We start from the raw sequence: 25,276 nt of genomic DNA, 5'->3' as shown, positions 1-25,276 counted from the left end.
GACATTCGTTTCTCGCGGCATGTTGTGAAGCTGCTCAAGCAAGGAATGTCAAGGCTCACCTTTAAACTGGTGACAATCGGTTCCTGACCAAGGCGTCAGGGCTGGCCTGTCAGACGCGCCGGTGTGTCGCGGCAAAGAGTGGCCGCCGTTCGGCACTGCACTGCAACGTTTTAGCAGAGCTGCAGACCTACCGGCAGCTGTCATGGGTGGGCCAGTTGAAGTTGTGCGTATCCGTTCACCCCTGACTGCGCGCTGCAATGAATTCCCGCACCGCTTTATCATCGCGCAGACGAGCCGCATACCAAGAATATTGGTCGGACACAGATGATGCTTCCAAAAGGGCAGCCATCTCATCTGCATCCCAAACGTAATAGTAAAAGAGCTCGGCTTGGAATTCTTTGAAGGGTCGCGCCGTCTCAAGAAAAAATTCCAATCCCCCCTTCACGTCGATGCAGAACCGTCGGAACGCATGAATCGCATCGGCGTTGCGCGAGGCGCGCCCAAGATTTCCAAGCCCGTACAGGACGGCGAAGAAGTCATTCTCTGCCACCACCTCGCCAGAAGCCATAGAAGCTTCCGCGCGTCGCCGCCATAAGTCAATGCTCGAGGTGATGACGCTCGCGTCAGCGACGAACACAGGCGCTTCACTAATTTTGTAGCCATCTGCTCCTCTCACTTCCCCGTGGGACATGCCCGCTATTGTGAGGAAGTCGAGGGCGTAAGCTAGCGGAGCCGAGCTAACAAATTCGGTGACGACGTCGTGCACAGTTTCTCCGCAAAACTCAAGACAGCTTGCCAATAAAACTGCTACAGAGCGGCTAAAATCCCGACTTGCGGCCATATCCGGCTTATTGGCCAGAGAGGCTTTTAACAATTGCCGCGCCACGCCGATGCCGTCTATGGCCTTAGCGGTATCGAGATAGGCGGTCATATGATTGACAATCTCGGCGGCGCTGTTGTAATCGACCTCCTGCAGCAATTCGCCTATTTGGCTTGGCTCTGCCAACATGGCATGAATATTTGCGACTTCGTGCACGCCGGCGACCGATGTAAGGGCAAAGAAGCGAATTAGTCTCGATAGCTCGGATAGACGCAAGTGACTGCGTGGATACGAGCTGGGACTCACGCCTCCGGTCAACGGAAAGAGACATCTAAGTGCTGCAGTAGCTGCGGCATTGTCTGCTTTGTCCTGTGGAAGATGGGCCTGCCACGCCGTGCGTCTCTCCTCCTTCGACCGAGTGAAATACATCGACCAGTCAGTCGCCCGCGCTTCATCTGCTATTGACCAGAATGCCCCGGTGAACTGCTCGGGATTTCTCACAACCGCATCTCTGATGTTCGGAAATCGCTGGAAAAGTGCCTCGGCGACGATGACATCAGCGGCATTCACCTCATACTTTGTGCTTTCTAGGCTAAGCGTTAATCGGTTCGTCAGTCTGACAATGTCGCGGGGGTAGCGGCACAGATTGCACGCAATCGAGGTCGCCCGCGCGAACAATTCGGACTCGAACGGTTCTAGCTTGCGATTGATGCGCTCGAGAAGGGTGGTAATCTCCCCTGTGATATGCCCTTGTAACTGCCACGGGAATGCGGGCGAAATTGGGTACACGACCTGAACAATTTTTTCGATATACGCTTCTCCTCCAGCAATCGGACCTCCGCCGAGGCTCTCGCTGATTACGTTTCGGTCGTAAGCGAGAAGGTAGGCAACGCGCGGAAAATCTGCAACGGCCTTGATAGTGCGAAACACTGCCTTGATTTCGTCGGGCGTCAACCGGTCCAGGTCGTCGACGATGACTACGATACTTCGGTCAAGCTTACCTAGCGCCTTGATGACCTCCTTCTTGCGCTCGCCCAGTCCAACTTTGACGGACACAAGTTTTTCGGCTTCCTCGACGACCTTCTTTGCGTTGTCAGCAGTGTCGGCCGCTTTGATTGCAATCTCACCGGCATCGTGAAGCGCAGTGCCAACTGTATCAGCCGCCACTCCAACCAAGCTGACGCCGGGAACGTATTTCACATATTTCAAATGTCGCAGCAAGCCAGCGTAGCCAAGGATTTTGCCTGCCACTTCCAAGGACTTTTTTGCGCGCTTTTTCCGCCCGTCCATGCCGATTCCAGACGCGAGTTCCGTTAGCAACGCCTCAACCAGAGCATCTGCGCCGGCCAGCATCCAAGGGTTGAATTCAACAACGATAGGGGCCGTCTTGGAAGCTGTCTTCAGCGCGTCGACGATGTAACGAACTACCGTTGTCTTGCCCGAGCCCCATGGCCCTTCGATTCCGACGACGATTCCCGGACTCGCCGGCGGCAGCGCCAAGAGCCGACCTACATGCTCGGCAAACGACTTTCGGCCATAGAGGTCGGTCTCAACGTGTGGGCGGTCGTGCTGAAATGTTACGGGCAGAGAGCGAGCCATCGAATTTGTCAAAAGCGTTGATATTGGGGAAAGGCAATATTATGTCGACGCAGGACCTGTGACGCCGCACGTGAGCGACACCGACAGCGCTTAGCCGGTGCATCACGGCAGAAGGTCGCGATGCAAGGGCGCCTGCGCTTCGACGCGTGCGAGAACCTGGCTAGTCTGCCACCCGACACAATACCGGTTGTCCTGGGACCGCTGCCGTTGATGTTCGACCAGTCGTGCCGCTGCACGAAGCAGAACGGTCAGCAGTATGCATACCGCGCAATCGGAGTCATGATTTGGCAAAGGACGCGCTGCGAGCGTAAATCTGAGGGTGAGCGTGGGGAGTTTGCCTCCAAGAAAATTCGGTGGACGCGGATTGCGAGAAGCTAGACTGTCGCGCTCTTCGGCGACAAGGTCTCCTCGTTCGAAGCCATTCGAGTCAAGAGAGTATTAAGTCCCTTCGATGTGTTACAGACGCGGTAACCACGAGACACGAATGAACATATGCGAGGTCTACTATGCAGCCAGTCGATGCTCGTAGTATGGTCGGTCCCTGTCATCAAGTATCGCGTACATTGCTTCCAGGTTTGACGCAATCGGGTTGAGCCACGCGTCGATGTTCTCAGTCTTGATTGGCACGATGCATCGGTCGTGGCCAGCAGCCTCGACTTCGGGCGGTGGCTCGTCCGTGATTGCGGCGAAGGACAGCAGGTCGGGCTGCCCTGGCGCGGTCCATCTGGACCAGAGGCATGCGACATGCATCAACTGGCCGTTGCTCGGGCGAAACTCAAGGACGACGTTCTCGTCTCGGTCGTGCGTCTCAAGCAGCGTGTTCTCGTACTTCGCCTTTTTGACGTTCTCGTAGAAGACGTCCACTAGCATCACGCCATGTGTGTAGCCGAAACAGGGTTTCCAGAAGCCTTCGAGATTATCGCGTCGCGCGTTGTAAGTCCCGGGGTATTTGAAGTCGTAGTTCGCGGGCTTGCCTGCGATTCTGCACTGGTAGCGCATCGGCTTCACCACATATCTTCCGTTTTCCATCACAAGCACGGGCGCGTAAGAGCCGGGGAAGATGCGTGAGTCGCGACGTTCGGGCCCGGTCCGATTGATGTCCTCGAGTCGGCGTAGGGAGGCCTCGATTTTGGCGGTCGCAATGCGCAGGCTCTCGGTGGCCGCCTTCGTAACCTTCGACTTCAATGTGCGCTCGGCGTCCGCAAGGCGGGTTCGCTGCTTGAATAGCTCCTGCTCAAGCTTCGTCGTCTGGTCTTGGTTGTACCGGTCGATTAACGCTTTTATCTCGCTCTCGGCATCAGTCTGCGGTTCGCGAAACGCGTCGTCGACCGCTTTGGGAATCTTCGCCTTGCTGCCCTCGGCCCGCTCGAAGTACAGGCGCGCGAATTCCTCGATGTCCATGTGTGCACCGAAATTTCTCACATACCTGCGATAGTCCGCCTGAATTTGGGCCGAGTAGCACATGCGTTGCCTTCTTTTGGTCGATTGATTGGCTGACCGGCTCAGAGAGATTGCTTGCACAACTTCATCATCTTCTGAACCACCGAGCTCGCGTGATTAAGCTTCATTTCGCCGGTGAACAGCACCTGCACGTCGCTCTGCCGTACCGCGATGCCAGCGGCCTTCAACTCGCGCTTGGCAATCTTCATCGCAAGCTGGCCAAGCAGCACTCGGTTAAGCCAATGCATCGATACGCCGCTTCTCGCCAGCCAAAGTCGACTGCTCTCAACGACATGGTCGATGCGCCATTCGCGCGTCAGCGTGTGCGACGCAGCGACGGTTGCCACCAGGAAGCACAGCAAATCGGCGCGTGCGCCCGGCACTTCGTCTATATCAGGTTTATCCATTCCGTGGGTCCCGTTTGTTCTCCTTGCCTGAACTTCGGTGCAGTCGGTGATGGTTCGGTCGACGACGTGTTCAACCGGTCGGCGCCGTCAATCCCTTCAATCCTCCGCGCTGACTAAACCGCGTTTCGTTCCGACGCAAGAACCGTCGCACCCCTCGCAATGATGGCGGTCTCGGATGCCGCCATTGACCCTCCATCGGTTGTCGTCCTCAATCGAACTCGTACCAACGATGCGTCCGTTATCTTGCGAGAAGAATGTCGGCTCACCAGCTTGCCGCGTGCCACAGCTTCGTCGATGGCCGCGTCGCCAGGCTTCGCCCAGCCATGCGACGAATTCGGCGACCTCGGGCATAGGTTACCTCCGTACAAGCATAGCCATTCGACTTCCCAGGAGCGACTAAAGGGGCAATTCACTGCTTCACTTTTTGCGTTACGATACTGTACATCCATACAGTGTTTCAGAAAGATGGCCGCTCTGCCTCAACACATCGAGTCGATTCATCCGAGCCTTTGGCGCGGGTCTCAGCTCGCCCGCGCGTACGGCAAGACGGTCGACACCGGATACGCCGCGCTGTCGGCCGAGTTGCCGGGCGGAGGCTGGCCGCTCGGCGCGTTGGTGGAACTGCTTGTCCAGCAGCCAGGGACTGGCGAGATGCGGCTGTTGAAGCCGGCTCTCCTCGAACGCAGTACGCGCCCCATCGTGCTGCTGCAGGCGCCGCACGTTCCAAACGCGTTGGCGTTCTCGTATCTCGGTTTGCCGTTGAACAAGGTGTTGAGATTGCAGGCGCCCAAGACGGCGGACGCCCTCTGGTGCGCCGAACGCGTGCTGCAAGCCAAGAGCTGCGGTGCCCTGGTGTTCTGGCAGCAGCACATACGGGCTGAAGCGCTTCGGCGCCTTCACCTGGCTGCGCAAGCGACCGAAACCTTGCTCGTGCTCATTCGGCCGTTGGCGAGCGCGCAAGACGCGTCGCCCGCAACGCTGCGGCTCGGAGTGAGACCCGCTGATGGCGGCCTCGTCGTTGATGTGGTGAAGCGACGAGGCCCAACGAAAACCGAGCAGCTGTCTGTCTCTTTGCAACCATCGCCGATTCTATTGAGCCCTTATGGCCGTGTTCGTCGCCATCTTCCTGCCCCGGCTTTCGCTGGAGGTGTTCCGTCCGAGGTGGTCACCTCCGACTGAACACGGGTGTGCGGTGCTTGAGCGCGACAAGGTAATTGTGATGGATGCGGCGGCACGGGAAGCAGGCGTTTTACCGGGGATGAAACGAGGCGGGGTAGCGACACTTGCCCCCGACGCTGCGGTGTATGACCGAAGCGTCCAGCTTGAGGCGGAGATGCAGCGCGCAGTCGCCTTCGGCCTGCTGCGCTTCTCGCCACAGGTCGCGCTATGCGACGAACAAACCATCGTCATGGACGTGACCGCCAGCCTGCGACTCTTCGGCGGCATTCGAAGCGTCTGCTCGCAAATCCGACGCGTCGTGAAGTCGATAGGCGTAACCGTTCGCATGAGCGTGGCGCCGACCGGGCAGGGCGCCTGGCTGCTTGCCAAGCGCGGGCGTTGCCGCGTAGTCAAGATGCGCTCGCTCGAGCGGCATCTTGACTCGTTACCGTTTATGGTCGTACAGGAAGTCCGCGCATTCGCTGACTGGTTTCACGGTCTCGGCTGCCGAGCGTTGAGCGACATCCGGCGCCTGCCGCGCGCTGGACTAAAGAAGAGGTGTGGTGTGGATTTGTTGGATTCTCTCGACCGTGCTTATGGTCTGTCACCGGAGCTATATGAATGGCTCGAGGTCCCGCCAAACTTCAGCGCGCGCACCGAGCTTCCGGACCGCGTCGAGCATGCCGAAGCGGTGCTGTTCTCGGCACGTCGGCTTATTGTGCAGCTGTGCGGCTGGCTGAGCGCGCAACAGCTCGCGCTCACCCTTGCGACGGTGGCGCTCGAACACGAGCGCGGTCGACAGGCAGTCGAGCCGACCGTCCTGGAAATTGCGCTCGCGGAGCCAACGTGGCACGAAGAGCATCTCGTTCGTTTGCTGAAAGAACGGCTTGGGCGCACGGAGCTGCAGGCGGCGGTTATCGCCGTGCGCTTGACCGCGTCGAAGGTCCAACCTGCCGAGCCGCCGTCGGAGGACTTATTCCCCGACCCGGGCGGTTCGGCGGAAGACCATAACCGCCTCCTTGAACTGCTAGTCGCAAGACTGGGTGCGGAGAACGTGCTGCGCCCGGCGCCGACTTGCGACCACCGGCCCGAACTCGCCAATCGTTGGGTGTCCGTCCAGGATGACGCGAAGTTGTCGGTGCCGCCCGAAGGGTTGCCGCGTCCGACATGGCTGCTCGAGGAGCCGCTTCGCTTGATGGTGAAGAATCATCGACCTTTCTACGGCTCCCCGCTCAAACTCGTCTCAACCGGTGAAAGAATCGAAGCAGGTTGGCATGATGGCGAGTTGGTGACACGCGACTACTATGTCGCCGAGGCGAGCGACAAGAGCTGCTACTGGATATACCGCGAGCGCCCGAGCGTGAAGACGGAAGAAGTCCGATGGTTCCTCCATGGCCTGTTCGGATAAGCAGGTGTCGTCGTGGACTTTCCCTCGTCGGCGTTGCCGGACTATGCGGAGCTATTCGCATTTACCAACTTCTCATTCCTCCGTGGCGCTTCACACGGCGAGGAACTGGTGTTGCGCGCATCGCAACTCGGCTACTCCGGGCTCGCCATTACCGATGAGTGCTCGCTAGCGGGCGTCGTGCGCGCTCACGTCCAAGCGAAAGAAGAAAAGCTGCCGCTTGTCATTGGCTCGTTTTTCCGGCTTGTGAATGCGGACAAGAGTCCGGCGTTCGGGCTCATCTTGCTGGCTCAAAACCGCAATGGCTACGGCAACCTCTCCGAACTCATCACGCAGGGCCGCATGCGTGCAGCCAAGGGCGAGTACCTGCTGACCCCGAATGACATCTCGAGGCCCGAGAGAGAGCACGCACATCTGAGAGGCATGCCCGATTGCCTCGCGATTCTCATGCCAGATTTCCCCGCAAAGGAAGATGCGCTTGCTGCTCAGCTTGAGTGGATGAACGACGTCTTCGCCGAGCGGGCGTGGGTCGGTCTCACGCTGCACCAGCGCGCGATGGACGACATCCACCGCGGTGTGGTCGAGTACATCGCGGACCAGTATCGCGTGCCGGTTGTCGCCACGGGCAATGTCGTCATGCATGTGCGGTCGAGAAAGCCGCTGCAAGACACAATGACGGCAATCCGAATCGGGAAGCCCGTTGCCGAATGCGGCTATGACCTCGCGCCAAATGCGGAAGGGCATCTACGCTCGCGATTGCGCCTGGCGAACCTCTACCCGGCGCATACGCTATCCGAGACGCTTAACATCCTCGAGCGATGCAATTTCTCGTTGGATGAGCTTCGTTATGAGTATCCGGACGAGCTCGTGCCCGAAGGCTTCACACACGAGGCTTACCTTCGGCAGGAGACGTACATCGGTGCGCACCGGCGATTCCCGGCCGGCATCCCTCACGCCGTGCAGCAGCAAATCGAGCACGAATTGCAACTCATCCGTGAGCTCCGGTACGAGGCTTACTTTCTGACGGTGTACGACATCGTGCGCTTCGCACGCAGTCAGCATATCTTGTGTCAAGGCCGTGGTTCCGCCGCGAATAGCGCCGTGTGCTACTGCCTTGGTGTAACGGAGGTCGACCCCTCGCGCGGAAACATGTTGTTCGAGCGGTTCATTAGCAAAGAACGCGGCGAGCCGCCCGACATCGACGTCGACTTCGAGCATCAGCGTCGCGAAGAGGTTATCCAGTACATCTATCGCAAGTACGGCCGCGACCGCGCGGCTATTGCGGCCGCCGTTTCAACGTATCGCCCGAGGGGCGCGTTGCGAGAAACAGGCAAAGCGCTCGGCATCGACCCGCAAATCGTCGACCGGGTCGCGAAATCGCATCAGTGGTTTGACCATTCGCAGGACTTGCTTCGCCGATTCGAAGAGTCTGGGCTCGACCCTTCCAATTCGCTCATTGCGATGTGGGCGAACCTTGCGGCGCAGATTTTAAATTTTCCTCGTCATCTTTCGCAGCACTCGGGCGGTTTTGTCATCAGTCGAGGCAAGCTCACTCGACTGGTGCCTGTCGAGAACGCCGCAATGGCGGACCGCAGCGCGATACAGTGGGACAAAGACGACCTTGAAGCACTAGGCCTTCTCAAGATTGACGTGCTCGCGCTCGGTATGTTGTCGGCCATCCGGCGCACGCTCGACATCGTCTCTGAGCAACGCGGCGAACGATTCGAAATGCAAGACATCCCGGCGGAAGACGAGGCGACGTACGAAATGATTTCGCGAGCCGACACCGTCGGTGTCTTTCAGATTGAGTCGCGTGCGCAAATGAGCATGCTCCCTCGCATGAAGCCGAGAGAGTTCTACGACCTCGTCATCGAAGTCGCTATCGTACGGCCTGGTCCCATTCAGGGGGGCGCAGTGCATCCGTACCTGCGCCGTCGGCAAGGATTCGAGCCCGTCACTTATCCGAGCGATGCTTTGAAAGTCGCGCTCGGACGCACGCTCGGCGTTCCAATCTTTCAAGAGCAGGTAATGCAAGTTGCCATTCTCGCGGCTGGTTTCACCCCTGGGGAAGCCGACCAGCTACGTCGCGCGATGGCCGCATGGAAGCGAAAAGGCGGCCTAGAGAAGTATTACGACCGCATCGTCAATGGTATGCACGACCGCGGCTATGATAAGGCGTTTGCAGAGTCAATCTTCGAGCAGATAAAGGGGTTTGGCGAATACGGCTTCCCTGAGAGCCATGCGGCAAGCTTCGCGCTGCTCGTGTATGCGAGCAGTTGGCTAAAGTGTCATGAGCCCGCTGCCTTCCTGGCTGCGATGCTCAACTCGCAACCGATGGGCTTCTATTCGCCGTCGCAACTTATACAAGATGCACGGCGCCATGGCGTCGAGGTTGTGCCGGTTGACGTCACAATCAGCGGTTGGGATTCAGTACTGGAGGCGGTTGCTGGTGAACCGAAGCCGGCGGTACGCTTGGGCCTATCGTTGCTAAAGGGAATGAAGGACGGCGCCGCAGAGCGCATCGAGACGGCGAGAGCGGTGAAGCCATTCTCAAGCGTCAGCGACCTTGCCAGACGCGCTCAACTGGACCGGCGGGACCTGCAAGTGTTGGCCGCCGCGAACGCTCTATCTTCGTTGGCGGGCAACCGGCGCGAAGCGCTTTGGCAGTCGGTTGCTGCCGTGCCGGACCGCGACATTCTCGCGGACGCCCGTGTTGACGATGACACACCCGTGCTTGGCGCACCGTCTGAAGCAGAAGACATCGTCGCAGACTACAACTCCGCGGGACTTACGCTCGGACGCCACCCTCTGTCATTGCTGCGACCGGCGCTACTTGAGCAACGCCTTATGCCGGCATCGACGCTCCTTACGTATCGCAACGGTCGCCTGGCTCGGGCATGCGGCCTCGTGACGGTGCGTCAGCGACCAGGAACCGCGAAGGGCGTTATGTTCGTGACCATCGAAGACGAAACCGGCAATGTGAATGTAATTATCTGGCCTTCTCTGCTTGAGAAGCAACGGCGAGAAGCGCTGGGCGCTGCACTGCTTGCGGTGTACGGCACTTGGCAGTCCGAGGCGGGTGTCCGACATCTCGTTGCCCAGCGCTTGGTTGACATGTCGCATCTGCTCGGCGGACTTACAACCGTCAGTCGAAACTTCTGCTGAGCGGACCTACGAAGTCGCGGATAGACTCACTTCCCATGACCCACGCTACCATTGCGCAGCGCGCTCGCGCGCTCTTCATCGACTCCGTCTGGTGGACAGCAATTTCGCTTTTCGTGCCACTCGGGCTTCTAGGCGACGGAATTCCGTCGTCTCCGGATGAACTGGCCATTTCCATCGTGCTGTCGCTGTATGTAGCGCATTGCATCCCGATATTGATAACCGGAGTGCTGTGGGCAGTATGGAGAACATCGCCGGGAAAGCACGTCGTGCGACTTCGCATGGTCGATGCTGATAGTGGACATGCGATGTCGACAAAGCAAGCTGTCTTGCGCACAGCGGGGTATCTCGTTACGTTTGCGACGTTCGGAGCTGGATTTGCATGGGTACTGTTCAATCCGAAAAGGCAGGCTTTGCATGACCGCTTAGCCAATACAGTTGTGGTTACTGACGCGCGCCGCAACAGTTGAAGGTCAGTCACGTTAGTCGTCGTGAGGCGGCATTGGAAGTGGCCACTGTCGGGCCAGGCATGCGGCAACGACGCTCGGCTTCGGACTCATCTCTTTTATAGCAATGCAGAATGGAACAATCCGACAAAAGATGCGATGAAGCGGCGGCCGTCGCGCGCATCGCCGAGGCTGCGAGGGAAGTTCAATCGGCATCCGTCGCCCTCGAAGCGCACTTCAAGAAGCAGAAGGCCGGAGTTGCGCCCACCTTGCAGCTGGCACGCCTCGCCGCCGCGATGCAGGAACTCGAATCGGCGCGCGACGCCCTCGACGTGATGCTGGACCCGTCCGGTCGGCCGAAAGCGCGACACCGCGTCGACCTGACTGATGGTAATTGACGGGTGGGCCAATCCTCCCGCACGAAATCAGGTCAAGCTCTGAACAGGGCCAAAGGACTTTGCGGACGTTGATTGAAGAGGCCTTCCCAGGAATTGTCAGCATAGGGTTTTCGTGTTTTCGGTGCCCTCACAGGGTAGGCAATTTGCTGCTGTTGCTCCATGTACAGCATCTGTGACCAACGCCATTAGTCGACATCCCTCCAGCGCACGGCCCAAAGCATCGAGTACGACATCATGGTCCCGACTCCTTTCGCCGAACTCCCGCTGGCGCTGGCCTGTCGGAAGACGCTCAAGTAAAGGGCAACATCTCTACCGTAGGTTGTGAAGATTTCACCGCTGCTTTCCCTGCTGCCGCCTATGATGGAATGACCTCCCGCGAAACGGGAGCTCCCCATGTCGCAGCAGACTAAGCAGCAGGCCAACCATCGTTCCGATACGCTCAATCAAAGTAAGGGAACAAGCGGGAACAACAAGACCAACGCCCAGGTCCATGGGAACCGCGGAAAGCAGCTGAACCCCAATCAGAGGGTGAAGTGAGCTGCTGTTGCATTTCGTCGACGCCTGGACAAGCGGCACGACAATTCTGACGAAACGCAATCACTTGTAGCGCGTTAGGCGCCGCGAATCCGACGCATCTGTGCTGGGCGCCGCTTTTCGCGGAGGTTGCACTCGAGACCGCCATTTGGTCACCCGTTGGCGGCTTACTGCGATAAGTTCATTTCTCGACACCAGCGTTTCGCCGCGTGGGTCGATTTTGTTACGCGCTCAAGGACGAGAGAGGACGCTGCACAGAGAGCACGTAGCTGCCTTGATAGCGTCTCTCATTTGCTATCTTCTGATGTGTTTAGAAGCTGTTCAAGACTAGGGGCTAGGAATGACGAATTTCCTCTTTGCTTTAGAAGAATCCGCGTGGCTGTTTCTGTTGTGTGGCTTGGCCGGTTTTGGCTCCGTATTGTTCAATCTAGGGGCGAAAAGGAACTCTGCGAGGCAGATTGCGCCAGCCGCGGCTTGCGCTGATTTCCAATCACGGGGCGACGCTGCGGAGGTAAGTGGCTCCGGCGGACATTTTAAGCCTTTACGTAGGAGGCCTGTCGTCGCGAAGCATCATCGGCGGCAGCTTGCGGCCGGCCGGAAGGTCGTGAAGGCGCGCCTTAAGCGTGAGGGCGTCGCAGGCTAATCAAACTCCGCATGCCTCCGTTCTCGAGTCGGATGCTGACACGCCTGGCCCAGAGTAACAAAAGGCTCTGCCGTGTAAGGTCCTAGCGCGTCTGGCATCTCGCGTGTCACGCCATGATGCCTCGTGCTCATGCACCCGCAGGCGCTTCGGCACCTGAGCGCGACTGGCCCCGGAAACTCCAGTGTGCCGTCAAGGTCGGAGACGTCAGAAACTGGGAGAAGCCATGCTCGAGCTATCCGGAACACTTGAACTGTTGGTCGTCGAAATCGCGACTGGCGAGGACGAAGGACTCGTTCTTACAGGTAAGGACTTTCACCCTGAACGCCGTTCGATGCTCGACGACGACGTTTTGCGGGAGAACGACGAGGGCGAATACGTCGCGCACGCCAGCGCCTTAGGCTTCGATTTCCAAGTTGTTGCCGTACCGCCCAACCAGATTGCCTTCGAAGATGACACGGAAGAAATCCGCATCGAGATTGTCGAGAACGACCTGGAATTCGTCGAGCGGGACGATGACGAAGACGAAACGGACGGTTGAAACTGCGCTCGCTGCATCAGCCCGTGGGCAGGCTGAAGCGCAGACCGGAAGCCCCGGCTCAACTATTTCGCGCAGCGGCGGCTAGTCGCCGAAGGGGTCGACCTTCTCTTTTGCTTCGTTGCTAAGGTTGTATTCAGCACGTACCGCCTTCAAGACACCCTCGACGGAGCGTTCGAAGCCAATCGCGTTCCCAAAATGCCTCATGTTCCAATTGCAGCCTGTCGCGTCAGCTTCCTGTAGTTGCGGGCGTGGCACATGAATCTTGACGCCGTCCTCTACCACCTCTTGCAATCGATGAATGCGTCGGTCGACTTCCTGCTGGAGTCGAGAAGCGTTGAGAGTCTTGCGTAGCATCCGTGCCTCCTTCGTATGCTGGTGCTTTTGAAAGCAGTCGGCGTCTCCTGACTCGCGCCTCTCAAATTCGGGCTCACCTGACTCGATGGTTGCGAGCAGTGCTTGCGTTCCGTTGTCGCCCATCATCGTCATCTCCCAACAAACGCGCCCGTCATTTGTCGGAGACGTTCCAACACATCGACGCCGCGACCTTCAGAGGGAAGCGTGGGTCGACCGAAATTTCATTTGAAAATAGTTACTTAGCGTTCGATGAGAAAGGGTATCGACGTTGGCACGGAATGTGACTAAGGCCAAGCGAGCGTTGCTTAGCACCGCTCAATCGAAGTCCCGGCCTTTGCCGCAACCCTACTTCATGGTGAACCAAATGAGCACACTGACGATTGTCGACCTCGCCCGCCCGGAAAAAGAACTGTCTCGCGCCGAGATGGCGCGTGTCATCGGTGGGCACGACGTCGAAAAGGAAAAGGCGCTTGTTGAAGCGTATCGCGTTATCCACGAAATGAACACGTTGGAAAATACGCCGGACCCGGCACCTGCACACGTAGGGATGAAGCTGTAATCGCCAGCCGTTGCCTGGTCTTCCCGCACATGTGAGGAGAGCCTGGCAGCGGCGCGCGTCATACGGCCGGGTCGCAGCCTTGTGTCGACCACCTTCTTGTTTCTTGGCTATGGCACGGCGGGCTGACCTCGTGCAATCAGACTCGGCCGTCGACCGGAAACGACCCCATCATCGCCCCGACGAGCCAGTGCCGTCATCGCAAGCGTGCCACGGGTCGGGGGAGCGGAGAACGGCTAGGCTGCCGCTCTGTCGAGTATGTCCTTCAGGGGAAGGCCGCGCCCGCCTTTCGCTTGCCGGAGAAAAATTTCTGCGGTTCCTTTCGTGGGAACACTCGCCTGGATTACGTCCAATTCGCGTGCAGCGACCATCCGCACCGCGCAATTTCGTTCGATGGCATCGGCTCCGCGCCCGAGGTTACTGTGGCGACGAAGACAAAGTGTCGAGTGCGCAGGCCGCGGAATTGGAAGGCGTAGCGGATGTCCTCGGCTAATAGCTAAGTCTCTTCCTTCGATTCACGAGCCGCCGCGTCGACCAGCTTTCCGTCGCAGTTCGCTCGGCTGCCGGGGAAAGCCCGTCTCCCCCGCGCTCGAGCGACGAGAAGAACGCGTCCGTCGCGCTCACAGGTGACAGTGGCTCTGCGTTTCATGACACCTATAAAGGTGCCGGTGAATCCCGGCGTCTGTAATTGCGACTTGGTGGCGCGCTGCCGCCATCATCGAGTACTTGATATCTTGTACATGCACGCACAACTCGAATCCCTTGAAAAGACCAGAAGATGTGCGTGTCTGCTTCCCTTCGACTGCCTCGATGTGCGTGACGAAACCAACCGAATTTCGGCGCCTGGGACATTGAAGCGTCCGACGAACGGCAACAGGCTCTGACGAGGAGGGACCACGCGAGCGAGCGACTGGAACGGCGGAGCGGTTCGGCGGCGAACCGCGAGGCATAAGAGGTATGACATTTGCTGCATTTGGATGAGCCGTCCGACACGTCCCGGGAGAGTCGCATGGAAACGTTTTCGCGCCGACGGCCTAAGCACGTTTTGTTTCCAACTCAGCGCTTCGTCGCCGCAAAAGCCGGGACGTCGGAAGCTGACTACGCGGTTTACGCCTCTTATCGTCCCCTAAGTGGAAGGTTTGTCGGCACATTAAAGGTCGTCCGCTTGACCGACGCGCGATTGCTCTATCCCTTCGCAGGTGCCGAGGACCTCGGGCCATTTAACACAAAGGACGCGGCGAAGGAAGCCGCCGTTCGACGTGCACAGGAAATCATCAAAGCAGACCTGTCCAACCCTGAGCTTTGAGGACAGGAGCGGCAAGGCGAGCCGTCGCGCCCACTTCGTCCACCGGTGCAGGAGCGAATCGAACGACTCAGGCGCGGGCCGCTCGGGAAGAGCCTTTTGCTTGTCGGGCGGAGAGCCAAGCCAGCGGGTGAAGACGTTGTTTCCGCGACACACCGACCAACATCATCGGGGAGGGAAGAAAATAGCAGGCGATACGTCGTATGAACCGGTGGAGGTCGTGAATGTCTCGGGTATCTATGCCGTCGTTCACGAGGATGGCAAAGGAACGTCGAAGTGACGTGCGTGGAAGGCAAATACTTTCCTCGAACTTGAATCGGCAAAGGGCGCACTACGGCCTGAAGCGCGCCGCGACGCACGCTCACAGACGCGACGAACTGAAAAGCGAGTCGCGCGGCAACCAATGTGAGCTTTCCGCAGTTAGCGCGTCGCATTACGGCCGGTGCTGAACGCACTCGGGGATGGTTGTGCTCTGAGGGATACGTTCAGGTTCGAATTCAGCGCAGGAAATCTACCCGGTCCAGCGCGCGTTCAGTCGCTCAGGGTGACGCCTGGACCGCGAGGTCCAGGTGACAAGTTTCCGTCCACCGCTGGCAGTCGTCCGACTGCATTAAGTGGCTGTTACTGCGAGCTTTTTTTCTTAGCATCGTGACTTTTCCGCAGGACCTGCCAAAATATCAACATGCGTTTATCGTTTCACATGTGAAGGGGTTCGGACTCAAATGTTGACCAAGGAAGGCGCCGACGAAGCTGAAATCATCGTCCGTCCGGCCGACAGAGGAGGTTGGCGGGTCGAGATTCCCCGTGACTCCGGTCCCGCTTCCGTGACGCTGGTCAGCGACCAGAGCGCGGCGCTCGAACTGGCGCGAAAGCTGAGGCCGAACGCAGACATCCGGATTCTTCCGGCCGACGAGTGCCATGAAACCTTGCATGGCGACCTATCGCAATCCTGCGGGAAATTCGACCTCTAGTGAAACGCCGGCGATGGCTCGAGCGCCAACACATCGCGGGGGCCAAATTCACCGGCTAGTCGGGTCTGCGCGATGCTGGAGTGTACAAAAGTGCACGCCCGGCCATCATGAAAGTTACAATCACCGCCTACAATCCGGCAGACACCGGCGACCAGGATTCACACCTTTTTTGCTTCCTTGTTGAGGACCAGGAAGGTCAAGCGCGAACCGCCTGTGTGAATCTCCGCACAGCCAGGCTCTTGGCGCGCGAACTCTCAAGCCGCACCCCGCTCGACGCGATGTTGCGAAAAATCGTGGCTACGGCGATTAGCGATTTCGACAGTCTCGTCGGCTCCTGCTTTGAAGAAAGATAAAAGACCGTGGTGCGGGTCGGGTCACAACTTGGTTCTCGTGAGACGAATCGTTCGCGCATCTGAGATAACGACACCCCAGAACCATCAGGGCACCGGTCGGAGACGGTCGCGGGAGGGCTCGAGAGAGGCAGAGGCGGGCGTCAGCTATAATGATGCATTCAATTTACCCCTTTATTCTTTGATGTACGCCGCGAGCAAATGTCAACGATGGACGTCGCGAGACGTCTTCATAGGGCGGCGAAGGCCACGAGTTCTGGTCGTCGACGATTACGAGGATGCGGCGACCGCTGTCGCGGCTTATTTGCAAATCGAGGGCGCCGCCGTGAAGACGGCGAACGGATGCTTCGACGCATTGCATGTCGTCGAGAAATGGAGCCCTGACATCATCCTACTCGACATCATGATGCCCGAGCACGATGGATTCTTCACGGCCCGCGCGCTTCGACGCCTTTCAAGAGATGACTTTGCCATCATCGCATACACGGCGACTGACCAGGATTTCGTGCGGTTGAACAGCGACGCCTCGCTGTTCGACGGCTACTGTCAAAAAGCCAGCTCGCTCACGTATCTTCACCGGCTCATCGAAGGACTCGTCTCACGAGGCCATGTGAGCTGTCTGACTTTCTGGAATGGTCGGTGATTGGCTGGACCGACTCTCGTGCTTGCCGGCATTGGCGACAGCTTCTTGCCACACGTCCAGCGACGCTTCGGTAGGTTGCGACTGAGCAACTCCCCAGTGGCGCATTTCACAACGACGATGCTACTTAGTATGACTGAGCGATTCGCAATGCACCGATGCAGCGACTAGCTGTCCAAGTCGTTCCGGGTCACGCCCTTGCCTTGAAGCTGGCGATAAATGCGTCAAGCTCGGAAAAATCCACGGGCTTTCGCATAAACAAATCGCACACTCCCTCGACCACAGGAGGCGCTCTCCCGGAGGTCAATATGAGCGGGACGCGCGCGAATCGGCGAAGGCTTCTCAGACGTCGGCACAGGCTGATGCCATCGAGCCCTGGCATTTCCCAATCGGTTACGACCAGGTCGGGTAGTGCTTTGAGCGCCTTCACGAACGCATCTAAACCGTCGTTTGATGGCAGTACTTCGAAGCCGTGAACTTCGAATACAGCCCCGAGCGCATATAGGGGACGGACATCATCGTCAACAAGTAGTACGCGAGCCATGGTGTGCAGTGGTCATTTACCCACTTCCGCGCAACCGTTGTGCCATGCACAGGACCGGCGTTCTATTGCCTTTGCGGAATGCTCGCTATAAAGACGGTCCCGTCTGTTTCGGTTGACGTGACGGTGAGGCTGCCCCCATGAGCGTCCACAATCTGCTTGCAGATATAGAGTCCCAGTCCGAGTCCCCCGCCCGGCACACTGGTCGACGGTCGATAATACGGCTCGAATATCCTTGTCAAAACTTCGCTTGGAATCGGCTTGCCACTGTTGCGCACCGAAAGGACAAGCTGCCCATTCGCGAGCCTCGCGGTCACGGTGACGGGGGCACCCTTCGCGCCATGGCTCAGCGCATTGGCCAAAAGGTTCGACAATAGCTGTTGCATACGCGCTCGGTCACAATCGACTGCCTCCACCAATTCGATGTCGCATTCGACTGTGCACAACGGGTTCGCGTCGCAAAGTTCGTCGATGACTGCGCGCAAAGGCGTTCCCAAATCTGCGACGCATTGGATGTTCACGGCGAGGCCGCCGCCCAAGCGGCCTCGGGCGAAGTCCATGACATCGTCAATGAGTCCGGCCATTCGGCTAACTGTCCGCCCAAGACGCTGGCCGACACGGACTAGCTCATCTTCTTTCCGCCGGCACAGCAGTTCCGCTGTTGCATTGAAGGCAGAAAGTGGATTCCGAAGGTCATGCCCGAGCACCGCTATAAACTCTTCGCGCAAAGCGGCTGTGCGCCGCTCATCTGCCAGAAGCGCCTCCACCGAAGATTGCTTTCTCACACTATCCAACTGCAAGGCAATGAGACTTGCGAAGACCTCAAACATGCGAAGCACTCGCGTGTTCGAAACTTCATGCGGCCGAGCGTCGACCGCGCAAAGGTTGCCGAAGTACTCCCCGTCCGGCAGGATGATGGGTACCGAGATGTAGCTTTCGAGCCTGTACAGCGCCGGGGTGCGGTGATTGCGATATGTCGGGCTAGTACTGAAATCGTCCACAGCGATAGACGCTCGCGCGGCTCGCGATTCGAAGCACAGAGTGGTGTGGAGGTCGAGTTGCCCCCCTGCTTTGAGTCCAAAGCCGATGTCGTCGTGGACCGCGCATGCGGTCCAAGTCAAATCCGTGACGCGAGCGACGGCAGCGAAACCCATCCCGGTTTCTTCGCAAATCATGTGCAATATGGCGGGCACCGCGCCTATTCTGGCCACGGCGCCGATGTCACGAGCCAGCGTCTCGTCCGACTCGTTGTTATTCGGAAAGTTTTCCATGGCGTGGCTCAACGTCCGCAACCTTCCGGTATTTTACGCCGCGCTACCGCGTGCGGAAAACCGCTGGAGCTCGATTGCCATTCCCGGAGACAGCGTTTTCGAAATCGCGCGAGGCGCCAGATTGTCACGCCCTCTAGAGCCCGTCGATTTCTCGGCTCGAATCGGAGACACGCAGTACGTCCCGCTGCGTGTTCGTTGGTGCGAACTAGCCGCGCAAGGCCGTCACTGTCACGCGGCGTCCGGTCGTTGCATGAGTTCCGGCTCCGAGTCGTCGTGAAGCCGTTCGCGTCTCGGCCTGTCGAATCGACCGCGAACCGCCGCAGTCAGAATCCGACGTACAGGAGTGCGTCGGGACCGCGCGCAGGAGCGGGCGATTCCGCTGACAAGAAGGTCAACCGACTAGCGAGCACTCCTTTGAACGGTCAACGCTTGTCTCGGAACAGGCTGGGCGTTCAGCTCCACCAGGGAAACTCCTCCATTGCTGAGCGCTCTGCAAGGCGGGCGGTAATGAAGCTCGTCTCCACAAGCCGTAGAGCAATGCATACGTAAGCTCCATCGCTGCGAGCGTCTCCCTGTGGGTAGCGTCGCATCTGCCCGCGGCCGTCAACTGTTCGACCCGTGTGCGCTGCCGGCAAAGAGCCTCGTCGCACGTCGTCAATGAAGGAAGGAGGCTCTGCGCTAGCCTCGCGTCAATATCAAAGCACTCTAGTTGCATAGATTCGCACCTTGGCACTGGCATCGGATGTTCATACGGCGCATAGAGCTATATTACGACCCCTCGTTGCCGGGTCGGAACGCATCGTCAGAACCCGTCTTGCACTGGCGCCATTGTTTGTTCTTCAGTTCATTGTCACAGCAGCATCGACCGCACGGCTAAGGCACGCCCGTTGCAAGCTCTACGGTAAGCCTTGTCGATGCAAGCCTGCGCGCGGCGAGGCACCGGCACGTTGTCCAAGACGGGCCGGCATCAGTAGCTCGCAGGCGGAAAGGAGCAACAATCATGGCGATGAGTGATTTACCAGGTTCTGGAACCCCGCAAAGCGGCGCGAACATCGTAGGTAGCGGAGTCGGCGAGGGTCCGGGGCCGGACGTTATGGCAGCATCGACGTTGGAAGACACCACAGTTATTACGTCAGATGGCGAAGACGTCGGCAAGATTAAACATGTCATGCTCGACGTCCGTAATGGACGCATTGCTTATGCGGTTCTCGCAAGCGGTGGCTTCCTCGGCATCGGCGATACGCTTCGAGCCATTCCTTGGAGCGCCCTCACTCTGGATACCGACCAAAAGGTGTTCAGACTCGACTCGACGGCGGAGCGCATCAAGAGCGAGCCGGGCTTCGACAAAGACCACTGGCCGGCGATGGCAGACTCCAACTGGGGAACGTCGCTGCATCAGTTTTACAATCGCGACCCATACTGGTCGTCCTCACCTGACTTCCGAAGGGGGCGTCAAGACCCCCTCGACGTCTAACGTGTCGCATTGGCGGACGCGACCCGTCTTAAGCGACCCTCAGATTCGAGGGTCGCCTATTCAGTCCCAACCAAACAGAAGCCAAGACCGAAATATCTGCGAAAACTCCTTGAAGCCCGTTGGCTTAACGAGAAATGCATTGATACCACACTCATAACAACAACGCAGGTGTTGCGGCTCCCTTGAGGACGTTAACGCGACCACCGGCAGGGAAGCGATGCCGGGCGTACGGCGAATCTCCCGCAACACCTCAACCCCGGTCAACCCGGGCAATTTCAGGTCCATCAAGACAAGGGACGTGTCGCCGATGCGACCCGTCCACTTTCCTTCTCGCTTTAGAAAATCCAACGCTTCAGCGCCGTCGCGGGCGGTCGCAACGACAACGGATTCCGCGTACGGCTCAAATGCAATGAGAGCAAGGTCCAGGTCGTGCGGATTGTCTTCAACGAGTAGAAGAGATTGCATCTGCTTAGAAGGTAATGTTCTCCGCCGTTCGCAGCAACGTGCGTTCCGCCTGCTTCTTCGCGCGTGAGGGACCAACGCGGTGCGGTGCAAGCGGCGACTAGGCGAACGAGCGCGACGAGTCGCTATTGAACTGTATTAAACTCTCCATAGCACACGCGAATGCGACTGGTGCGCAGAGGCCTGGAAGCGGTCGAGCGACGCCAGACATGCGCAATCCGGCTTGGCTAGCCGCTAACCGGTCATTCAATGCAACAATCCATGGGAGATGTCACCGCGCCACTTGTTGACGAGGAGGTCGCCGGGTCGCCGCCACCAGCGCGAGATTTCGCGACGACTCGACGGGTCTTGGTAGCGGTTCTATTGGCGTCTGTCGTGATACCGATGCTCTGCATCGGTCTGTACGCATACTTCGACTATCAACGCCGTCAAGCGGATTCGCTGGACGCGGTGAACCGGCTCGCGAGGGTCGCCGAAGAAAACGCCGTCAAGGTGTTGGACCTCAACCGCGAGATGACTTCACGGATTGTGGAAATTCTCGGCGACCTCGATGAAACCCAGACTCGCGAGCAGCAGGCAACGTTGCACGCTCGTCTGGATGCAATGGCCGGAAGATTGCCGCAAGTGGCAGCCGTATCGGTGTTTTCCACGGACGGCGATTTGGTTGCAAGTAGCCGTTGGTACCCGGTACCCGACATATCAATTTTACAGCGCGCCGATTTCCGGGCCGCGCGAGACCGTCCACAGACAACGTACTTCTCTCTACCAATGTTTGGCGCTGTTGCGCAAACCGACGTGTTTAATACGGCGACAAGCAGGATGGGCACTAACGGTGAGTTCCTTGGCGTGGTCGCCGTTGCCCTCCGACGTGCATATTTCCGCGACTTCTATCGGCAACTGGTCGGCAATAATCCGGACCTTACCGTGGGACTGTACCGTTCGGACGCCAATCTCCTAGTTCGTTACCCGGCCGCGGGCGACGGCATCGTCATCCCGGAAAACAATCCCTTCGTTTCCATTTTCCGTCAGAACCTTCAACAGGGTCACGTCAGGACGACGTCGGCCATTGATGGCCGAGATAAGACCGTCGCTTTTCGGAGGCTTACGGATTATCCCCTGTACGTGACCGTCAGCTTCGATGTCTCGTCCGTGCTTGCTGACTGGTGGAAGCACGACCTGCTCGTCGCACTGCTTGTGCTCGGGCCGTGCGTCGGGATTTGGTCGCTTATTGGCTTTTCGATTTACCGGTTGAAGCTGGAGCAGAGTGCATGGGAAAATTGGAAGAGCGAGGCGGCTCTGCGCGTCGACGCAGAAGCGAGGAGTCGACAATTGCGTCGTGTCGGCGCATTGGGAAATCTAGTGGCCAGCGTGGCACATGATTTCAATAATCTTTTGATGGTCGTCTTTTCCAATATGGAATTGGCGCGTCGGAAAGGATATTCAGGGGTTCAAGCTGAAGTGCACGCGGTGGAGCATGCGGCGAGCACAGCGTCGGAACTGTCGCGCAAGCTGTTGAGCGTCGCGCGCAAGAACCCATTGAAGAAAGAGCGAGTTCAACTGAGCCAGTGGCTTCCCGGAGCTATGGCTCTAGTCAAGGCAGCGGTCGGGCCGGTCGTATCGGCCTCCTTCGATGCCCCCGACGACCTGAGGCCTATCGTCGTTGACAGAGCCGAGCTTGAGGCATCCCTCATCAACATCGCGGTAAATGCAAGAGATGCAATGCCGGAAGGTGGGGAATTCGTCGTGCGTTGCCGCAACGAGTCCGTGACTGAGGAGCGGACGGTGGATAGGGGCGAATATGTAGTTGTCAGCTGCTCGGACAATGGCGTTGGTATGAGCGATTCGGTCGCTCAGCGGGCGTTCGAAACGCTGTTTTCGACCAAAGAGGTCGGTTCCGGGACCGGCCTCGGATTGGCTCAAGTTCTGTCGATGTGCGAGCAGGCTGGCGGTACTGCCCGCATAAGGACCCAGCTTGGGTCGGGGACCGAGGTCTTGCTATACCTGCCGGTAGCCGACGCGCCCGAGGTTGCGCCCGCGTCGACGGAGCAACCAAGGCTTGGCATTCACGACTCGAGCTCTTGGCAAAGCGTGCTCTTGGTTGAAGACAACGAAGAGGTCGCCGCAGGCTTAGCTGCCGTTTTGCAGCTTCTCGGTTTTGAGGTGAAGCGCGCAAACAGCGGCGATGATGCGCTCGCACTGCTTCATCAAGGCCAAAAGTTCGATATCATTTTGTCCGACATTCAAATGCCAGGCATACACAGCGGACTCGACCTGGCCGAACTCGTGAAGAAGCAGTGGCCGTCTCAGCCGCTTGCACTGATGACCGGCTACGCTGGCGAACTGGAAAGAGGAAAGCACCTCGGCGTGCCCATTCTATTGAAGCCGTTCTCTCCGGCCGACTTGCAAAGTCTGATGGGCAGTGCGGCGCTTTAAGCAGCGCGTCGTTTGCGGTCGGCCGACGACGCCGGAATATACGCTCATTTCTGAATGAAGCTTCGACGCGCAGTCTCACCGCTTGGCGCATCGACGTGCGTTTGCTGAAGGCAATTCCGATTGCAGCCGATTACTAGGGTTTTGCACCGTTCGACTTGCGGATAAGGCTTGCCGTTGCGCTCCAAAATCACGGCGTCGACGTCGCGTAGGTCGCGCGTGTGTAGCTCTTGTCTTGCCGTCTCGAACACGTCTGTCTCCGTGATGAGCGCTGCTGACGTCTGCTTATCGTCGAACTTGCCATCTTTGAAGACCTGCCTCTCGGCACCGACAATGAGCTTTAGTGATGGCGACTTGCCCAGTGTTTCTGCATTACAAAGCCGGCAGACGTTCCTAGTTCAGACGTACTTGCTCCCGACCCGGGTGGCTCAGACGTGATGCTGAAGTCGCGCTTCTTCTGTAGCGTTCGAGTGGAAGGCGGCGCTGTTTTTGGGGCGAAGCCATCGTCCGTTTCCCTCATTTCGTTGGGCCGATTGTTGAGAAAGGTGTGCCCCCCACCTACCCGGGTCGCGTTTCGAAGCGTTGCTCAAGTCATGCAGAACGGTGGTCGTTGCCCGTGTCAGAAATTGCCGGGCAGTGGGCCGTCGAAAGAAGAGTCTGTTTGCTTCAGAACCTCGCGAGCGATTTCGTCGGAAGTTCCGACGAAATCAATAGGCCCATCCTAGTCCATGGCATTCCGCTGCATGCCCCGTATTCGCGAATCGGGCTTTAACACCATCGTTACACCTCCGGCTTTATGAATCGCAGCCAAGCCTCGCGCGCCGTCGTCGAGCCCGCCTGAGAGAACGATGCCGATTGCTTGCCGCTTCGCAAACGTCGCGACTGACTCAAAAAGTAAGTCGATGGTTCGATTCCGATAGAGGTGTTGTTGCCCTGCGACCATTTCCGCGCGCCCTTGTGCGGCAAGCGTCAAATGTTCGGCAGGGTCTCCGATGTAGCAAACCCCCTGAAGCAGACGTTTTGCGTCCGACGCAATCTTGATTGGTAGCGCAATCTGCCGCTGAAGTACCTGTCGCAGCTGACTAGACTGTTCGCTCGACCGATGCAGCACGACCATGAAGGCTGCGTTACTGGTGGGTGGCATGTCTATTAAAAGATTGATGATGTCCTGCAGGCCTTGTGGACCCGACGCACCGATTGCTACGTACCACGGCGTTGCTGAGACAGGCATGCGTTCCCCGGCAATGGTCATCACGAAGGCCTATCGAGGTTCAACGACTGCCACTCGCGAGCAGTTCATCAATCTCGACACGATTTCGACCTCTCTGTTTGGCTGCATACAGCGCCCTGTCCGCTCGTGCGAGCAAATCTTCGCGAGTCTCGCCATAAGCGGCGCGCGCCACGCCCGCCGAGAAGGTAACGTCGATGCTCACGTGCGCCGGTAGCCGTGACGAGACCGCCGGGATGGAGTGACGAAGCTTGTCGAGTGCGTCCTTTGCCTCGCCGTAGGTTTTGTTCTGAAAGATAACAAGGAACTCTTCACCGCCAAGACGACCAATGAGCGTTTGGTTCGAAAGAAAAGCGACGCAATGCTGCGAAAAGTGACGAAGAGCGGTGTCACCTGTCGCATGGCCGAAGGTGTCGTTGATTGACTTAAAGTAGTCAAGGTCGACGAGGGCGACACAAACACGCCCGCCTTCAGTTGACTGAGCCCGTAAGAGTGCGTCCAATCGCGCTAGCGTGAAACGACGGTTCGGCACCCCAGTAAGCTCGTCGAGTCCACTGAGCATGAGGGCCTGGTCGCGCTCGAGGGAGAGCAGTTTCTCCGTCCTTTTGAGTGATGTAATCTCGGAGCCCGTCAGGATTATCCATCCGTCCGGAAGCAAGGTCTCGGTGCACCAAAACCAACGGTCATCGATGAAGTCGACCGGAAAAGACCGCTGCCTTGCAGACTGTACGTTGGCGCGACGCCGCGTTTGAGTATCCGCAATGAAGGCGACGCGGTCGCTTGCGTCGACCCGCAGCGCATTGGCGCCGCAACCTGCGCTGACAATGATGTCGGAGAAGGTGACGACTTGGCCGACGGCAATTCCGAAGGCTTGACGAAACGCCGCGTTTGCGAAACGAAGGTAGTCGTTCTCGTCATACATGCCGACAAACGCATCGCCTGTAGAAAGGGCGCGCAGCAATGCGAATGCGACAGTCATCGCGTGTTCGTCAGCTTGCAAGTCCGAGACCGAGAATTTCGAGTTCATTGCATTCCGCTTGCGGCTGGAGGCGGACCGATTTCGATATTCTTTGGGTCCGCTTGAAGCAAGATTCGGGCCCAGGCGTTCGCCGCTTCGAGATAAAGAGTGCGACGGTAGATGCGCGA

Annotated in this window: 22 protein-coding genes and 1 pseudogene; 13 read left to right on the top strand and 10 right to left on the bottom strand. The window is 58.3% G+C overall.

Features of this window, described 5'->3' with window-relative positions; all coding sequences use genetic code 11:
* Window positions 1-235: 235 nt before the first annotated feature.
* The 3 genes from NCT05_RS11305 to NCT05_RS11295 all read right to left on the bottom strand — a co-directional run bounded on the left by NCT05_RS11305 (window position 236) and on the right by NCT05_RS11295 (window position 4,266).
* Complete coding sequence (locus tag NCT05_RS11305) at window positions 236-2,419, bottom strand: KAP family P-loop NTPase fold protein (protein ID WP_250502291.1); 2,184 nt, start codon at window positions 2,417-2,419, stop codon at window positions 236-238.
* Window positions 2,420-2,923: 504 nt separating this feature from the next.
* Window positions 2,924-3,883 carry an SOS response-associated peptidase family protein gene (locus tag NCT05_RS11300; protein ID WP_250502290.1) on the bottom strand — a complete coding sequence of 320 codons (960 nt, stop codon included), beginning with the start codon at window positions 3,881-3,883 and terminating at the stop codon, window positions 2,924-2,926.
* Between the two features lie 38 nt (window positions 3,884-3,921).
* Window positions 3,922-4,266 carry a hypothetical protein gene (locus NCT05_RS11295; protein WP_061132768.1) on the bottom strand — a complete coding sequence of 115 codons (345 nt, stop codon included), beginning with the start codon at window positions 4,264-4,266 and terminating at the stop codon, window positions 3,922-3,924.
* Window positions 4,267-4,731: 465 nt separating this feature from the next.
* On the opposite strand from NCT05_RS11295, the gene imuA reads away from it, so the two are divergent.
* From imuA to NCT05_RS11270, 5 genes are all read left to right on the top strand, one after another.
* Window positions 4,732-5,445 carry a translesion DNA synthesis-associated protein ImuA gene (gene imuA, locus NCT05_RS11290; protein ID WP_250502289.1) on the top strand — a complete coding sequence of 238 codons (714 nt, stop codon included), beginning with the start codon at window positions 4,732-4,734 and terminating at the stop codon, window positions 5,443-5,445.
* Window positions 5,369-6,832, top strand: a complete 1,464-nt coding sequence (locus tag NCT05_RS11285; protein WP_250502288.1) for a Y-family DNA polymerase — start codon at window positions 5,369-5,371, stop codon at window positions 6,830-6,832. Before imuA ends, NCT05_RS11285 begins: the two co-directional genes overlap by 77 nt.
* Before the next feature lie 12 nt (window positions 6,833-6,844).
* Complete coding sequence (locus tag NCT05_RS11280; RefSeq protein WP_250502287.1) at window positions 6,845-9,994, top strand: error-prone DNA polymerase; 3,150 nt, start codon at window positions 6,845-6,847, stop codon at window positions 9,992-9,994.
* A gap of 35 nt (window positions 9,995-10,029) precedes the next feature.
* Window positions 10,030-10,461 carry an RDD family protein gene (locus tag NCT05_RS11275; protein ID WP_250502286.1) on the top strand — a complete coding sequence of 144 codons (432 nt, stop codon included), beginning with the start codon at window positions 10,030-10,032 and terminating at the stop codon, window positions 10,459-10,461.
* Between the two features lie 110 nt (window positions 10,462-10,571).
* On the top strand, window positions 10,572-10,835 hold the full coding sequence (locus NCT05_RS11270; RefSeq protein ID WP_250502324.1) for a hypothetical protein: 264 nt from the start codon (window positions 10,572-10,574) through the stop codon (window positions 10,833-10,835).
* Window positions 10,836-10,843: 8 nt separating this feature from the next.
* Here NCT05_RS11270 and NCT05_RS11265 read toward each other — a convergent pair.
* Window positions 10,844-10,938 (bottom strand): annotated as a pseudogene (locus NCT05_RS11265) (thioredoxin domain-containing protein); the annotation flags it as partial.
* 1,297 nt (window positions 10,939-12,235) lie between these two features.
* On the opposite strand from NCT05_RS11265, the gene NCT05_RS11260 reads away from it, so the two are divergent.
* A complete protein-coding gene (locus NCT05_RS11260) occupies window positions 12,236-12,550 on the top strand; it encodes a hypothetical protein (protein ID WP_250502285.1) in 315 nt (104 codons plus the stop codon).
* A gap of 81 nt (window positions 12,551-12,631) precedes the next feature.
* Here NCT05_RS11260 and NCT05_RS11255 read toward each other — a convergent pair whose 3' ends face one another.
* The gene (locus NCT05_RS11255; protein ID WP_250502323.1) at window positions 12,632-12,904 is read right to left on the bottom strand and encodes a hypothetical protein; all 273 of its coding nucleotides are present in this window, start codon (window positions 12,902-12,904) and stop codon (window positions 12,632-12,634) included.
* Between the two features lie 364 nt (window positions 12,905-13,268).
* On the opposite strand from NCT05_RS11255, the gene NCT05_RS11250 reads away from it, so the two are divergent.
* The 5 genes from NCT05_RS11250 (at window position 13,269) to NCT05_RS11230 (ending at window position 16,727) form a co-directional block, all read left to right on the top strand.
* Window positions 13,269-13,463, top strand: a complete 195-nt coding sequence (locus tag NCT05_RS11250) for a hypothetical protein (RefSeq protein ID WP_250502284.1) — start codon at window positions 13,269-13,271, stop codon at window positions 13,461-13,463.
* Between the two features lie 1,006 nt (window positions 13,464-14,469).
* Complete coding sequence (locus NCT05_RS11245; RefSeq protein WP_250502283.1) at window positions 14,470-14,766, top strand: DUF6723 family protein; 297 nt, start codon at window positions 14,470-14,472, stop codon at window positions 14,764-14,766.
* A gap of 719 nt (window positions 14,767-15,485) precedes the next feature.
* Window positions 15,486-15,734, top strand: a complete 249-nt coding sequence (locus tag NCT05_RS11240; protein WP_250502282.1) for a hypothetical protein — start codon at window positions 15,486-15,488, stop codon at window positions 15,732-15,734.
* Window positions 15,735-15,841: 107 nt separating this feature from the next.
* Complete coding sequence (locus NCT05_RS11235; protein ID WP_250502281.1) at window positions 15,842-16,087, top strand: hypothetical protein; 246 nt, start codon at window positions 15,842-15,844, stop codon at window positions 16,085-16,087.
* Between the two features lie 181 nt (window positions 16,088-16,268).
* On the top strand, window positions 16,269-16,727 hold the full coding sequence (locus NCT05_RS11230) for a response regulator (protein ID WP_250502280.1): 459 nt from the start codon (window positions 16,269-16,271) through the stop codon (window positions 16,725-16,727).
* A gap of 187 nt (window positions 16,728-16,914) precedes the next feature.
* Here the strand turns inward: NCT05_RS11230 and NCT05_RS36965 are convergent, their stop codons facing one another.
* Both NCT05_RS36965 and NCT05_RS11225 read right to left on the bottom strand, forming a co-directional pair.
* Window positions 16,915-17,268, bottom strand: coding sequence for a response regulator transcription factor (locus NCT05_RS36965; protein ID WP_350030080.1), 354 nt, complete (start codon window positions 17,266-17,268; stop codon window positions 16,915-16,917).
* A 62-nt stretch (window positions 17,269-17,330) separates the two neighbouring features.
* Entirely contained in the window at window positions 17,331-18,536 is a 1,206-nt protein-coding gene (locus tag NCT05_RS11225) for a GAF domain-containing sensor histidine kinase (protein WP_250502279.1), read from the bottom strand.
* 1,000 nt (window positions 18,537-19,536) lie between these two features.
* Between NCT05_RS11225 and NCT05_RS11220 the strand changes: the two genes are divergently transcribed.
* A complete protein-coding gene (locus NCT05_RS11220; protein WP_250502278.1) occupies window positions 19,537-20,010 on the top strand; it encodes a PRC-barrel domain-containing protein in 474 nt (157 codons plus the stop codon).
* 60 nt (window positions 20,011-20,070) lie between these two features.
* Here the strand turns inward: NCT05_RS11220 and NCT05_RS11215 are convergent, their stop codons facing one another.
* Window positions 20,071-20,475, bottom strand: a complete 405-nt coding sequence (locus NCT05_RS11215) for a response regulator (RefSeq protein ID WP_250502277.1) — start codon at window positions 20,473-20,475, stop codon at window positions 20,071-20,073.
* Window positions 20,476-20,721: 246 nt separating this feature from the next.
* On the opposite strand from NCT05_RS11215, the gene NCT05_RS11210 reads away from it, so the two are divergent.
* Window positions 20,722-22,905 carry a hybrid sensor histidine kinase/response regulator family protein gene (locus NCT05_RS11210; RefSeq protein WP_250502276.1) on the top strand — a complete coding sequence of 728 codons (2,184 nt, stop codon included), beginning with the start codon at window positions 20,722-20,724 and terminating at the stop codon, window positions 22,903-22,905.
* A gap of 718 nt (window positions 22,906-23,623) precedes the next feature.
* Here the strand turns inward: NCT05_RS11210 and NCT05_RS11205 are convergent.
* Window positions 23,624-24,154 carry a chemotaxis protein CheB gene (locus tag NCT05_RS11205; RefSeq protein ID WP_250502322.1) on the bottom strand — a complete coding sequence of 177 codons (531 nt, stop codon included), beginning with the start codon at window positions 24,152-24,154 and terminating at the stop codon, window positions 23,624-23,626.
* 19 nt (window positions 24,155-24,173) lie between these two features.
* Entirely contained in the window at window positions 24,174-25,157 is a 984-nt protein-coding gene (locus NCT05_RS11200; protein ID WP_250502275.1) for a sensor domain-containing diguanylate cyclase, read from the bottom strand.
* Window positions 25,158-25,276: the final 119 nt, after the last annotated feature.

The sequence above is a fragment of the Caballeronia sp. AZ7_KS35 genome (assembly GCF_023631045.1).
Lineage (GTDB): Bacteria > Pseudomonadota > Gammaproteobacteria > Burkholderiales > Burkholderiaceae > Caballeronia > Caballeronia zhejiangensis.
The sequence above is the reverse complement of the archived record's forward strand: the minus strand, read 5'-3'. Positions and strand labels throughout refer to the sequence as shown.